This window comes from Bdellovibrio sp. NC01, assembly GCF_006874625.1.
In the GTDB taxonomy this organism is placed as follows: Bacteria; Bdellovibrionota; Bdellovibrionia; order Bdellovibrionales; family Bdellovibrionaceae; genus Bdellovibrio.
In genome coordinates this window covers 1,463,245-1,476,122 of the sequence record NZ_CP030034.1, presented here as the reverse complement: position 1 = coordinate 1,476,122, position 12,878 = coordinate 1,463,245, and the positions used below count along the sequence as shown (strand labels likewise).

12 protein-coding genes are annotated in these 12,878 nt (G+C 44.2%); 7 read left to right on the top strand and 5 right to left on the bottom strand.

What is annotated here, in order from left to right:
* Window positions 1-5: 5 nt before the first annotated feature.
* The 6 genes from DOE51_RS07045 (at window position 6) to DOE51_RS07020 (ending at window position 6,671) form a co-directional block, all read left to right on the top strand.
* Complete coding sequence (locus tag DOE51_RS07045; protein ID WP_142695841.1) at window positions 6-1,229, top strand: AgmX/PglI C-terminal domain-containing protein; 1,224 nt, start codon at window positions 6-8, stop codon at window positions 1,227-1,229.
* A 13-nt stretch (window positions 1,230-1,242) separates the two neighbouring features.
* Window positions 1,243-2,670, top strand: coding sequence for a hypothetical protein (locus DOE51_RS07040; RefSeq protein WP_246845454.1), 1,428 nt, complete (start codon window positions 1,243-1,245; stop codon window positions 2,668-2,670).
* Window positions 2,670-3,413: an outer membrane beta-barrel domain-containing protein gene (locus DOE51_RS07035; RefSeq protein WP_142695840.1), complete on the top strand. Its 744-nt coding sequence runs from the start codon at window positions 2,670-2,672 to the stop codon at window positions 3,411-3,413. The genes DOE51_RS07040 and DOE51_RS07035 overlap by 1 nt, the downstream gene beginning before the upstream one ends.
* Entirely contained in the window at window positions 3,410-4,510 is a 1,101-nt protein-coding gene (locus tag DOE51_RS07030) for a hypothetical protein (RefSeq protein WP_142695839.1), read from the top strand. The genes DOE51_RS07035 and DOE51_RS07030 overlap by 4 nt, the downstream gene beginning before the upstream one ends.
* Window positions 4,507-5,781: a hypothetical protein gene (locus DOE51_RS07025; RefSeq protein WP_142695838.1), complete on the top strand. Its 1,275-nt coding sequence runs from the start codon at window positions 4,507-4,509 to the stop codon at window positions 5,779-5,781. Before DOE51_RS07030 ends, DOE51_RS07025 begins: the two co-directional genes overlap by 4 nt.
* 80 nt (window positions 5,782-5,861) lie before the next feature.
* Entirely contained in the window at window positions 5,862-6,671 is an 810-nt protein-coding gene (locus DOE51_RS07020) for a M48 family metallopeptidase (protein ID WP_142695837.1), read from the top strand.
* Between the two features lie 57 nt (window positions 6,672-6,728).
* Here DOE51_RS07020 and DOE51_RS07015 read toward each other — a convergent pair whose 3' ends face one another.
* Window positions 6,729-7,361 (bottom strand): YkvA family protein, encoded by a 633-nt coding sequence (locus DOE51_RS07015; protein ID WP_168196403.1) that lies wholly within the window; start codon window positions 7,359-7,361, stop codon window positions 6,729-6,731.
* A gap of 295 nt (window positions 7,362-7,656) precedes the next feature.
* On the opposite strand from DOE51_RS07015, the gene DOE51_RS07010 reads away from it, so the two are divergent.
* Entirely contained in the window at window positions 7,657-8,067 is a 411-nt protein-coding gene (locus DOE51_RS07010) for a hypothetical protein (RefSeq protein WP_142695835.1), read from the top strand.
* A 69-nt stretch (window positions 8,068-8,136) separates the two neighbouring features.
* Here the strand turns inward: DOE51_RS07010 and DOE51_RS07005 are convergent, their stop codons facing one another.
* The 4 genes from DOE51_RS07005 to DOE51_RS06990 all read right to left on the bottom strand — a co-directional run bounded on the left by DOE51_RS07005 (window position 8,137) and on the right by DOE51_RS06990 (window position 12,878).
* Window positions 8,137-8,568, bottom strand: a complete 432-nt coding sequence (locus DOE51_RS07005) for a bacterioferritin (protein ID WP_142695834.1) — start codon at window positions 8,566-8,568, stop codon at window positions 8,137-8,139.
* 69 nt (window positions 8,569-8,637) lie between these two features.
* On the bottom strand, window positions 8,638-10,044 hold the full coding sequence (locus tag DOE51_RS07000; RefSeq protein ID WP_142695833.1) for a sigma-54 dependent transcriptional regulator: 1,407 nt from the start codon (window positions 10,042-10,044) through the stop codon (window positions 8,638-8,640).
* Between the two features lie 38 nt (window positions 10,045-10,082).
* Window positions 10,083-11,615, bottom strand: a complete 1,533-nt coding sequence (locus DOE51_RS06995; protein ID WP_246845452.1) for a nitrogen regulation protein NR(II) — start codon at window positions 11,613-11,615, stop codon at window positions 10,083-10,085.
* A gap of 48 nt (window positions 11,616-11,663) precedes the next feature.
* A complete protein-coding gene (locus tag DOE51_RS06990) occupies window positions 11,664-12,878 on the bottom strand; it encodes a type II secretion system F family protein (RefSeq protein WP_142695831.1) in 1,215 nt (404 codons plus the stop codon).

Below are 12,878 nucleotides of genomic sequence, written 5' to 3'. Positions count from 1 at the left end.
CAGAAATGGGAACAACAAAGCTTTTAATCTTACAAAATCAGTTGGGCCAGAAGGTTCGTACCTTCTCGGTTGAAGCTGAAGCTTTGAATCTCGTTTATCTGACTGATAAACGCAGAGTTGAAGCGTATACCCGTCTTGAATCACTTGATGAAAACAAGGTTGATTATCGTCTTCTTAAAACCATCAATCTTTCAGAAATTTCTGAAGCTGGTATGGTGATTCCGGGTGTTGGTTCAGTGCGTGTTGCCGGCGCTAAAGTCGACAACAGCCCGATCTATTACCTTCCAGAAGAAAACGATAAAGAAGATCTTAAAATCATCATGCAAAAAACAGCGTTGGGTCACTTGGCGGCGTTGTTTGCATTAATGCTTGGTTCATGGGTTATTGCTCATTACTTCTCTAAAAAAGAAGAGCCGCAATTAGTGACGATCGTTCTTCCTAAAGACGAAACAAAACCTGAAAAAGCTCAACCGGCTCCGCACGTCAAAGTGTCAGAGCATAAGTTGAAACAAACGAACAAAGTTTATCGCCCGGTTGCGAATAAACTTAAAACAAAACCTTACAAAGTGAATACAGCGAAAGCCGTAAACGTTGAACGCGTTGGTGCTTTGGCCGCTTTGGGTGGTATCCCAACTGGTGCTAAAGGTTATGAAGGTTTGGATCCTCGCTCAATGAAAGCAATCCGTGCAGCCGGTACAGGCAGCGGCGGTGGCGGCGTTGGTTCAGCAGGCCGTGGTGGTATCAAAGGTTATATGCCTGGTTCTGGTTTGATCGCAGGTTCCGCGGGTGAAGGCGGTCGTGCCCAATCTGCGGGTGGCTACGGTACTCGTGGTGTTGGTGGCGGTAAAGCTGGTTACGGCAAATTGAATATGGTTGGCGGCACAAGCGCAGTCAGTCTTCCTCTTGATGAAGAAGCAACTGTTGAAGGCGGTTTAGATCGTGACCAAATCATCGCTGTTATCAACCGCAACAGAGGTCAAATCATCTATTGTTATGAAAAAGGTTTGCAAGCGGCTCCAACTCTTGGTGGTCGCGTGGCAGTCGATTTCGTGATCGGTCCAGCAGGTCGTATCACAACGGCGAAAGTATCGCAGTCGTCTTTAGGTTCGCGCATGGTTGAAAACTGCATGCTTGATAGAATGCGTACATGGCAGTTCCCTCGCCCTGTAGGCAAAGTGAATGTTGATGTTCTCTATCCATTTGAGCTGACTCGCGTAAGCAGTCGCTAATTGAGAGGTTGTTATGAATCACATTAAATCGTTTTTGACTCTTATCCCTGTGGGCCTAGCTTTGACTGGCTGCGGAGAGTGGAAGAAAAATCCAGTTCCAGAATCGAATGGTGTGACTCTTGCCGACTATCGCAAATACGCGAAAGAGCAATCGACTCAAGGACCTGAAAAACCACGCGTGATCACAAACACTGTGATCGTGGAAAAACCGCAAGTTATCGTTAAAGAAGAATCAAGCATCGATGATAAATTCATCGTTATCACTCCTGATTCACAAATGACTTTCAATGAAGGTCAAGCAGCGAGCTTTAAAGTTCGTGCGCGCGTCTTGGTTCCAGGTGTTCAAGTAAAATTGAGTGCTCAAGGTTTGCCAGACGGTGCCACATTGAAAGCTTCGCAAACTGAAAAAGATCTTTATGTTCTTTCTTGGACTCCAGCTCTTTACACGGTTCCTTCAAATGCCAGCATGAAAACATACAACGTCAAGCTAGTTGCTGAAGTTGTTGTTGCTGACGATGCTAAAAATGCCGCGCAATTGAAAGGTCTGGTTCGTTCAAAAGAAATCAGCTTGTTCCTTTTCAGAAACCAAGAGCTTCCTTCTGGTTTGAAAGTGGAAAGCTTGCCAACAGAACTTTCTGAAGGCGCATTGACTCCGTTCTCGGTTACTGTAGCGGTTCCTGGCATTGACGGTTCTGCATCTGCAAAACCACGTTTGGTTATCAGCTATGACGGTGTGTCTTACACAGCGGGTAACAACTTCCTTGAACTTGATGGTTCAAGATACGTTGTTGCTGACTTGAATCAAAAAGATCCTGAATATCTTGGCGATTCAAAATGGAAGTTCTCTTTGTTATTCGATACAAAGAATATTTCTGTCCAACCACAATTGGCTAAAGACGGTACGATTCTTAAAAACTCTGACGGCACACGCGTTCGTTTGAGCTTTAAAGTATTCAGCCCGGTTGGTTTGTCGACTCCAGAGAGTTTGACGCAATTAAAAATCAAATACACTAAAACGATCACGGCTCCTCGCTTTGACCTTTCTGGTTTAGCGCAACAAAGTTTGGAAGTTTCTCGTGGTCAAGCTGTGAGCTTGAAATTCACAGTGGCGTCTCCTGATTCAGCGGCAGCAGTTGCTGTTGAAACAAAAGAAGCAAAATTGGCGGGCTCACCTTCTGTGACATGCCAAGCTTCAGCTTCTGGCGCTAACAAACAAGATTGTACTTTAAGTTGGAATGTTCCTTGTGACGCAGCTCTTGACCAAGTGGCGGGGCAGATTGAGATGACTGCGACAAGCACAGTAAACAGCCGTTCTTCTGAAACGACTGCTTACTCGTTGAAAGTAGTGAACGCTTCGACTGAACAAAACCTTTGCAACACAGGTGCAACGGCTCCTTCAACAGAGCAAAAGCCTGCTGAGCAAAACGTGGAGAAGAAATAATGAAAACCGCTAAAGTCATTAGTCTTTTAGTTCTTGCTGCTCTTTCCTGGTCATCTGTTTCTTCAGCCGCTGGCAGCAAAGCGTCTTCAAAACAATTGAATGTCAGCGAAGACATCGACTCTTTAGGTGGTAACCAAGAGTTGGCAGAGATGGCTCAAAACATCAAATCTGAAACACGTTCACGCGTTGTTCAAGAGCGTCTTGTACAAAGAAGAAACCGCATTGAATTCGGTCTTTCTTATGGCGGCGTTATCGGCGGTGACTCTTATTTGAAAACACAAAGCGCTGGTTTCGCGATGGATTACCACATCACTCCCCGTTGGTCTATAGGTGCTCGTTATTACGATTACGGCAACAGCTTAACTGACGAAGGTAAACGCGTTTACGACAATGCTCGTAAAAACGTTCAAGCTGGTGGTACTGGTTACGCAGTTGATATCGACTACCCAGAAAATGCAATGCTTGCCGTTGTGAACTGGTACCCAATCTATGGTAAAACAAGCTTCCTTGATATGGGCGTAACACAATTTGATATGTACTTGCTTGCTGGTGGCGGTCAAATCACTCTTTCAAGTGGTTCGACAGGTCTTGCAACCGCAGGTATTGGTGTTGCTGCTTGGATTTCTAAACATTTGTCTGCGCGTGCAGAATTCCGTTACCAAACTTATAAAGACAGCCCAGTCACTGGTTCACGTCAACTTGACACTGGTGTTGCGACACTTGGTTTAGGTTGGATTCTATGAGTCGTAAATCCTGGATTGCCACTTCAATTTTCGTGACTTGCATGCTTGCGATTGCCTCTTCGGCAATGGCAGCAGACCAGGCACAAGCTGAGAACGCCGCTTCACAAGAGCGCTTCTCAGTGGAAGCATGGGGCCAGTCATTTAAATCGGCTTTAAAAAATAATAAATCACAAGACCTTTTGAACCTTCTTGATATGAAGGCTCTTGAAAAGCAAGCTCTGACTTTGTCTGCTGAAAACGGCAAAGACAAATTGGAACAAGCTCGTAAGCTTTTCGCGAAAAAACAATTCGCTGAAGCGATGGCTTTGTACAACCAAGTCCCTAAAGGCACGGACTATTGGTTCAATGCTGTAGAGGAAAAAGGTTGGACTTATTTCCGTCAAGAGGACTCTGAAAAAGCATTGGCGCAAAGTAAAACTCTTTTGAGTCCACAGTTTTCAGAAGTTGTGAATTCAGAAGCTTACTTCTTGCAATCTTTAACACAATTAAAAATCTGTGATTACAAAGGCATCTTTGCAACACACCAGATGTTTAAAGAAAAGCAAAAGAACCGCATTGTTGACGTTCAAAACTTGGCTAAGTCCGGTATGAACGAAGCTTATGCCAAAGTCATTAATACGACAGATCAGTTCCCGCTTTTGGCTAAAGATCTTGGCGATTCTTTTTTGCATATGCCAGTTCTTTACTACAAAGACTTGGAAGTTCAGTCAGCGTTGTTGAAGTTTAAAGTATCGCAAAAAGCTTTGGACATCTTGAAATCTCAGGATTCAGGTTTTGCGAAACTTCAAGCGACTTTGACTAAGTTGAACCAAGACAGTTTTGCGAAATTAAAATCGCGCATGATTGAGTTGGCTTCAGATGAAACAAAAGAAAACACTAAGATCGTTCAAAAATTGAACTTGATCGAAGTTGAAGCAATTCAAAGAATTCATACTGATCTGTCTTTGAATGACGAGCTTTACAAAAAAGGCAAATTCAAAGAAACAGACGAAGACAAATTGGTTTTCATGGACGACGGTCGCCCATGGATCGACGAATTGGATAAATTCGAAGTTTCTGCGAAATCTTGTCCTCAAGGCATCAGGAGGAAAATGTGAGAACCATCACGATCCTTTCTATTTACCTAGCAGCGTTTGCTTTGCTATCAGCTTGTTCTCCTGAATCAAGCGAAATCAAAGCGCAAATGCCATTGCCACAACAAGAACAACCACAGATCCCAACTTACGATAAAGTTGAACCACAAAAATTCGACTGGATCACTGAAGATGGCGGTCAAAGTCAGTTGGACTTCAATCCGCAAGTAGACATTCTATTTGTGATGGACAACTCGGACTCTATGAAGTCTGCGCAGGAAAACTTGAATCGCAATATCGATCGTTTTACTGCGGGTATCGTTAAGAACAAAATGATCGACTACCATATCGGCGTTGTGTCGACATGGGATAGTTCAGAGCGTTTTGCGAAAATGAAAAAAGATTCTTTCAACATCGGCGATCTTCGTTATGTGAAAGACTTAAACGGCAAAGCTGTTAACAAACGCTATTACACGAAGACTGACGGTTCAAGATTGTCACTCGCTTCAACTTTGGCGATTGGTGTAACTCCGTACGCTGAAGGTGGTCCAGAGGTTGAGGAGTTCTTCTCTCCCCTAGCGGCTGCTTTGGAAAATACAGGCCGTGGTGCTGCAAATGAAGGTTTCTTCCGTGATAATGCACAACTTGTTGTTGTGATCATGACGGATGCTGACGATTCAACAAGTCGTATTAGCCCAGAACAAATGGCTAAAACTTTGATTGATTTCAAAGGTGGCAAAGAAGAAAAAGTATCAGTGTTCGGTGTTTTAGTTCGTCCTCAAGATCCAGATCAATACAAAGACTGGGACTTGCGTATTCATCCAAAATATCACCCAGAGTGTTTTGATATGACTCAAAAAACTCCGAAGAACACTGGCAAATGTACTGGCTTCGGTCCGGAACGTTTGGATCAGTTGATCGTTGCGGCAAATGCACAAGCGGGAACTCCTGAACAAATTCGTTCAAAGTTCATCATGAGCATCGTCAGCAAAAACTTTGGTAGCGATTTAGCGAAAATCGGTAACGACATCACTGTTAAGACTTTGGAAAAAGAAATCTTCTTAAGCCAACGTCCACGTGTTGACGATAAAGGTGTTTTGAAAGTTCGCGTACGTTACGGCACAGACAAACAATTGGCAGCTGGCAAAGGACAAATCATCCCACAAAAAGCGGATGGCGGCTGGTTGTATGACCCTGAAAACAACTCGGTTCATTTGTCAGGTAATATCAATTACGAATATCAAGAAGGCGCGCGTTTCGCTGTCGACTTGATCCCTCTGACTCTAAAGCAGTAATCGCTGATACGCAGCATGTTGCGTAGACCTTGGAAGGCTCGGATTTTGACAATCCCAGCCTTCCTTGTCATTCTGGGGCTATGAAAAACGCATTTAAATACTCAGCCCTACTCGCTTCTCTTTTCATTTATACTTCTTGCGCGACAACGACCGACCAAGGCGCCACTGGCGTCAATCGTTCGCAATTGATGTTGGTTTCTTCTGACGAAATCAATCAAGCTTCTGCCGCAAGCTATGAACAAACTAAGAAAGAAGCTGCTGCTAAAAAGATTCTTGATACAAACCCAACGCAAGTTCGTCGTGTGCAAGCTGTTGCGAACAGAATCATTCCGCAAACAGGGGCTTTCCGCAAAGATGCCCTTGAATGGAAATGGGAAGTTCACGTTATCACCAGCAAAGAATTGAACGCGTACTGCATGCCTGGTGGCAAGATCATTTTCTATAGCGGCATTATCGAACAATTGAAACTCACAGATGGTGAGATCGCAGCAATCATGGGTCACGAAATCGCCCATGCTTTGCGTGAACATGGTCGCGAAAGAATGTCCGAAGAGCTCGTAAAACAAAAAGGTCTTGAGCTGTTGGTTTTGAGCGGAAAAGTCAGCGCCAATTCAGCAAGCGCTTTAGGCCAATTGACGAATGTGGCAATCTCGTTGCCGCACGGTCGTGGCCAAGAATCTGAAGCCGACGTGATCGGCACTGAACTTATGGCGCGTGCTGGATACGACCCACATGAAGCCATGAACTTATGGAAAAAAATGGGCGCCGTTGGTGGCGAAAAACCACCGGAAATCTTAAGCACCCATCCTTCGGATGAAAAGCGTTTGGAACACATCGCTTCGTTGATGCCGAAAGTAATGCCGCTTTACCAAGCCACTCTTAAAAAGTAGGCATAAAAAAAGGGACTCGATCGAGTCCCTTTTTAATTTGTCTTTATTGAATCAAAATTAGCCTTTAAACGGTTTTAATTTCAAGTAGTAGTCAACTGCTACCCCAAGAACCGCGATATCATCCAGGAACCCCACAGCCGGGATCGCATCTGGAATGAAATCGAATGGGAACAACAAGTAAAACAAGGCGCCAATAGCGACATATTTATTTGTTCTTTGCACGTCGCTGCCGTTCAAAACTTTCCAAAGTGTGGATACTTTCTCGCCGATGCTTGAGCCTTTTTGTTCGTACTCACGAAGTTTTTCTTCGTTTTGTTGAACGTAAGCCAAGCTTTCGTCTTTTTGACCAAGCTTCAAGCACAAATCAACTGTGCCTTCTTCGTCCTGTGACGTTTTCTCGAACTGTTCCATCGTCAAATCCATCATTGTAAATGAATTTTTCGTGCTCAAGCTTTGCATGAAGTCGTAGGACTCAAGAACGATTTCGTTCTCTTTAGGCAACATTCCGTTCTTCACAAGGGTCAAAACACCTTGGTGAAGGTTCGTCTCATATTGAGCCGGAATTTTATATCCAACTGGTTTTTTCAACCAACGACGCAAAGTCATGTTGGAAACTTGAAAATATACAGCCAATCTTTCAGGGCTTAAACCGGTGTCTTTAATTAACTTACTGATTTGTTGTACTTTCATATGTCTGCATCTTAGCCCATATGGGCCGATAATAAAAGGAAACAAGCGAAACTTTTTTATAACATCTGTTAATTGACTCTGAGAACGCTCAGAAGCCGCTCTGGGACTATTTTTCATGATCAGATGTGAACAGGGGGTTGTATGCACAGCGTTCGCTGCATAGTGACCGCGCTCCGCTTTGGGACTGATTTGCATCACTAGCAAGTGCGATGCATCCGATTGTTGCATTCAAATATCTTCGCTCGACAACATCAAGCCTTTGCAATAAATCGATTGGCATCCAAAGGAGATCCTAATGAAAGCACTTATCGTGGCAGCCTCTTTGCTTTTGAGCTTTTCAGCATTTGCCGGCACAAGCCCCAAAGCTGGTGATAAAAGCGCCGTTGTTTGCGCAACAGACGACGCACAAACTTGCGTACAATTGCAATTCTTGGCTGATGTGAACTCTTCATCAGAGTCTTCTTTCATCGTGAATATCGCAACTGCCAACAATGCAGAGATCTATAACTTGAAAGTCGATTTGTGGATGAAAATGGGCAGTCATGGTCACGGTTCTGCACCGGTTGAAATTGAAAACACTTCTGCTAATGTCGCGAAAATTACGAATGCATGGTTCGTGATGTCAGGTCCGTGGTTGATCCGTGTGGACTTCGATTTGAATGGCCAGCATCAGCACTTGGAAATCCCTGTTTACGTTGCTCAGTAATTTTACTCACTAGCGCTTAAAACAAAAAAAGCCAGGTTCATCACCTGGCTTTTTTGTTTTTATGAACTCTTAATTCACATCAAGCATCTTCATGCATTCTTCGATGTGCTCTGTCTCGTTGCGGATTTGTTCGCGCACAAGCTCTTCAAGTGCTACGTCATCTGGCTCAACAACCGCTAGCAACTCTTTATACTTTGCTAGAGCTCTTTCTTCGAACTCTAGGCTTTCTTTCAAGATATCTAAAACCTTGTGTGTTTTAGTTTCAGGAACCGGGCTTACTTTCAAAGAAGGGTGACCACCCAACGCCGTGATCTTTTCACCGATCAACGAAGCGTGCGCATAACCTTCATTCGCTTGATCGTGGAACCACTTCACGATTGGAATACGATTAGGTCCTTTGATCATCAACGCATAATGCAGGTAACGAACAACCGCCGAGATTTCCATCTCGATGATTTCGTTCAATAGCGCTACTACTTTTTTGTTATTATCTTTAGCCATAAAGTCTCCAATGGTTTTTTAGCAAAAAGGAAACGGCTTTAAACACGGCAGCTGCCGTATTTAAACCGTTTACTCGTCGTCCAACTCGTCGTCGCCGACTACGCCTAGATTATATTTTTCAATGCGATAACGCATAGATCGGAAAGAAATATGAAGTAGTTTTGCTGCACGTTTCTTTACACCACCCGCGGCGTGGATCGCTTTTACTAACAATTCTTTTTCGATTTGGCCCATCACCTTATCAAGATCAACACCGTCATCGCCGATTTCGATCTCGTTTGAAGAAGCCATCTTACGACCTGAAGACGTATTCACCATTGGTGGCAATGATTCAGGAAGAATTGTCGCACCACCCTCCAAAGCCACTGTGCGCTCGATCAAGTTTTCAAGCTCACGCACGTTACCTGGGTAGTCGTACTTTTTAAGGATTTCCATCGCTTCAGTGCTGATTGCACCAATATTTTTATTCAAACGCTCGTTATATTTTTTCAAGAAATGGTTCGCAAGCAATGGAACGTCTTCACGACGCTCACGCAAACCTGGAGTCTTGATGTTGATAACGTTCAAACGATAGAACAAATCTTGACGGAAGCCGCCTTTAGCAACCATCTCTTCAAGATTTCTGTTTGTCGCAGCGATGATACGAACATCGACTTTCATGTCTTCTGTCGCACCCACTCTGCGGATAACACGTTCTTGAATCGCGCGAAGTAATTTAACCTGAATCGTTAACGGCAACTCGCCGACCTCATCCAGGAACAATGTACCGCCATCGGCAACTTCAAAAAGACCGGCTTTATCAGCAACGGCGCCCGTGAAGGAACCTTTTTTATGACCGAACATTTCTGATTCCATCAAGTTTTCAGGAATCGCACCGCAGTTCACGGTAACGAAAGGTTTATCTTTCAATGGTCCGTTGTAGTGAATCGCTTTTGCAACGACCTCTTTACCGGTACCAGATTCCCCTGTAATCAAAACGTTTGTTGGCGTTTGTGATACACGTTTAACCATGTCATAGATTGAATGCATTGCTGGAGAATTTCCGACCATGTTTTGGAAGGAATATTCTTTCACCAATTCTTTTTTCAACGTTCTATTTTCAACTTCCAAGTTGCGCGAACGAAGAGCGTTTTGAATATTCAAACGTACTTCGTCGATCTTGAATGGTTTTGTCAAATAGTCGTAGGCACCCATCTTCATGGCTTCAACCGCAGTTTCAGTCGTACCGAAAGCTGTGATCAACATGAACACTGTATCTGGGTATGTCTCTTTAACATGCTTAAGAAGTTCAATACCTGTGACATGAGGCATTTGAAGATCTGAGATGATCATGTCGAAAGTTTTTTTCGTAAGAAGGTCTTTCGCTTTTTGGCCGTCTTCAGCCAAAGTGACTTCATACCCTTCTTTCTTGAGCATGATCTCTAAAAACTCGCGTATTGATTCTTCGTCATCGACGACCAGAATTCTCGACTTCATGTGTGCGCTCCCACGTCCTGTGTATAGACGTTATTCTCTCAGTTAGCTTTTGGAAATGTCAAAATAAACTCAGTCCCTACACCTTGTTCACTCTCAACGAACACTTGCGCCCCGTGACCTTCTAAAATCTTATGAGTCACAGCTAGACCAAGGCCCGTACCTTTAGGCTTCGTTGTATGGAATGGTTCAAACATTTTCTTCTTCGTCGTTTCACTCATACCGCAACCCGTGTCGCGAATACGAACTTCAACTTTGTCTTGAGCTTTCATTGCCTTCACGATCAGACGCGGCTCTTTAGCTTCGCCCATCGCTTGGTAAGAGTTCAAAACAATATTTAAAAACACTTGTTTCAACTTATCTCTGCGACCCAAAATGACTAGTTCCGAGCCCAGCTCACGAACTTGTTCGATATCAGCGCGCAGTTTGTTATCGGCCTTGATTGCATCCAGCACTTCATTCATCAACGGAGACAAATCTACTTTGTCTGTCGGCGGAGTTTCTGGGCGAGCGTAATCAAGGAATTCAGTAATCAAATTATTCAAACGATCAATTTCACGAAGAACGATCTTCATTAACTTCTTATCGTCATCGTTCGTCACAGTTTGCGTCAGCATTTCGATACTGCCACTGATACCTGCAAGCGGATTGCGAATCTCGTGCGCGATACCTGCTGCCAAGCCACCCACTGCCGCAAGCTTTTCATTTTGTCTTGCCGCATATTCCAACTGACGAACTTTGGTTAAATCATCAAACAATGCGATCGACACGTTTGATTGAAGTTCCGGGCTGTACACTTTGGAAATTGTCATCCCCAAAGTTTTTGGTTCCTGATCTACCGACGGAGCGTAACGAACGTCCGCTTTAAACAAACTGTTTTCCGTCGCTTTCGCCTCTGGAAAAAGCTCAAACCAATTTGTTTGAGTCAGATTTTCTTTTTCTAGAATCGCCGACGCGGACGAGTTCGCTTGAATGATCTCACCGTTATCTGTAAACGAAGTCATACCTGATGGGATGTTCGCGATCAGAACCTGATTCAATTCTTGTGCTGAACGAAGACTTGCCCCCGTCTTCTTTAACTCTTTACCAACCGATTGCAATTGCTCGCTTAAATAACCTGCAAGACCTGCAACTGAAAAGAAAGCGACGTTATTTAAAACCAGCAAGAAGAAGAAATTCAACGCCTTCATTTCCGGTGAAAACAACGCTGCCGCCGTAAAGAAAATGCTTGTGAACAATGACAACGTCAATGCCCCGACACCACGACACGCAATCCCCGCAAGCAAGATGTTCACAAGATGCAAGAACAAGAACAGCGATTGATTGACACCGAAATAGTAAATCAAAAGCGAGATGAAGAACGAATCAAGAACGAAGCCTGCGAACAATAAACGCGGACGTTCGATCAATTGATTCCACTTCGCGATCCACACGATATGCAGACCCAAAGCCAAAGTTAAAATCGCATAGAACGGCCCCAGCACCACCCAATTGATGAAGCTTCCTTGTACCAATGTAGATACAAGGCTGACCCCGAGGATCAGTACGAATAGACTGACGCGGGCAAATTCCACTGCCAGTCCATTGTTTTTGCTATTCTGAAGCGCATAACTAAGACGCATCTATTGAATCGTTCCTGCCATGTTGAAGATCGGAAGATACATCGCGATTACTAGGATTGCGATAATACCACCCAAGGCCACCATCAAAAGTGGCTCAATCAATGAAGTCATTGCTTTAACAGCCGTTTCAACTTCGTCTTCATAGAAGTCGGCGATCTTACCAAGCATCACATCCAGTGTACCTGATTGCTCACCGATGGAGATCATCTGCACAACCATCTCTGGAAATGCTTTTTCGCGACCCAAAGGTGCAGCGAAAGTACGACCTTGAGTCACAGACTCTTTACAACGAAGAAGAGCTTGTTCGATTACGATATTACCTGAAGTCTTAGCCGAGATGTCGATTGCTTCAATCAACCCCACACCTGAAGACAACAAAGTACCCAGCGTACGAGTCAGCCTAGCAATCGCTGACTTCTGCACCACTTCACCGAAGATAGGTGCTTTAAAGATCAAACGATCAAACGTGTCGCGACCTTCCGGCGTTTTTCCATATTGAGCAAGTGCAATCGGACCACCAATACACAAACCCAAATAAACGTACCAATTATTCGTCAACGAGTGGCTGAGGTTCACCACCATCTGAGTCAATGCCGGCGGCTGTTGACCAGAAGAAGCGAAGAACTCCATAAATTTTGGAATAATGAAAATCAAAATACCCGCAATGACCAGAATCGCTACGATGATGATCACTAACGGATAAACCAAGGCACCTTTTACTTGGCCTTTAAGTTTTTCCGATTTTTCCATATAGCTGGCAAGACGTTGCAAGATACCATCAAGGATACCGGCCTCTTCACCTGCTTGAATCATGTTGCAATAAAGTTTATCAAATACACCCGGCACTTGCGCCATTGAATCGGCCAAACGACGACCGCCTTCGATGGAAGTTTTAACTTGAGCTGAGGCTTCTTTTAACAAACCAGGACGCAGACCTTCCGACAAGATCTTCAAAGAATCCACGACAGGAATACCGGCATTGATCAACGTCGCAAACTGACGAGTAAAGATTTGCAGATCTTTACCTTTTACTTTCGGCGCGAACAAACCTGTCGACTTGCCGACACCTTGTTTTGCAGAGGCCATACCGACACGTACAGGAATCAACTGTTGTGCGCGAAGACGAATCACAGCCTCTTGTTGAGAGCCCGCTTCGATATCGCCATTCACCATTTGTCCCGCAGAGTTTTTTGCCTGATACGAAAACTTTGGCAT

What these genes read in the sequence shown, in the direction of transcription:
- DOE51_RS07010 (WP_142695835.1), top strand. Translation starts at nt 7,657, where the DNA reads ATGAAAGCACTTATCGTGGCAGCCTCTTTGCTTTTGAGCTTTTCAGCA.
- DOE51_RS07035 (WP_142695840.1), top strand. Translation starts at nt 2,670, where the DNA reads ATGAAAACCGCTAAAGTCATTAGTCTTTTAGTTCTTGCTGCTCTTTCC.
- DOE51_RS07040 (WP_246845454.1), top strand. Translation starts at nt 1,243, where the DNA reads ATGAATCACATTAAATCGTTTTTGACTCTTATCCCTGTGGGCCTAGCT.
- DOE51_RS07030 (WP_142695839.1), top strand. Translation starts at nt 3,410, where the DNA reads ATGAGTCGTAAATCCTGGATTGCCACTTCAATTTTCGTGACTTGCATG.
- DOE51_RS06990 (WP_142695831.1), bottom strand. Translation starts at nt 12,878, where the DNA reads ATGCCAAAGTTTTCGTATCAGGCAAAAAACTCTGCGGGACAAATGGTG.
- DOE51_RS07020 (WP_142695837.1), top strand. Translation starts at nt 5,862, where the DNA reads ATGAAAAACGCATTTAAATACTCAGCCCTACTCGCTTCTCTTTTCATT.
- DOE51_RS07005 (WP_142695834.1), bottom strand. Translation starts at nt 8,568, where the DNA reads ATGGCTAAAGATAATAACAAAAAAGTAGTAGCGCTATTGAACGAAATC.
- DOE51_RS07045 (WP_142695841.1), top strand. Translation starts at nt 6, where the DNA reads ATGGGAACAACAAAGCTTTTAATCTTACAAAATCAGTTGGGCCAGAAG.
- DOE51_RS07000 (WP_142695833.1), bottom strand. Translation starts at nt 10,044, where the DNA reads ATGAAGTCGAGAATTCTGGTCGTCGATGACGAAGAATCAATACGCGAG.
- DOE51_RS07015 (WP_168196403.1), bottom strand. Translation starts at nt 7,361, where the DNA reads ATGAAAGTACAACAAATCAGTAAGTTAATTAAAGACACCGGTTTAAGC.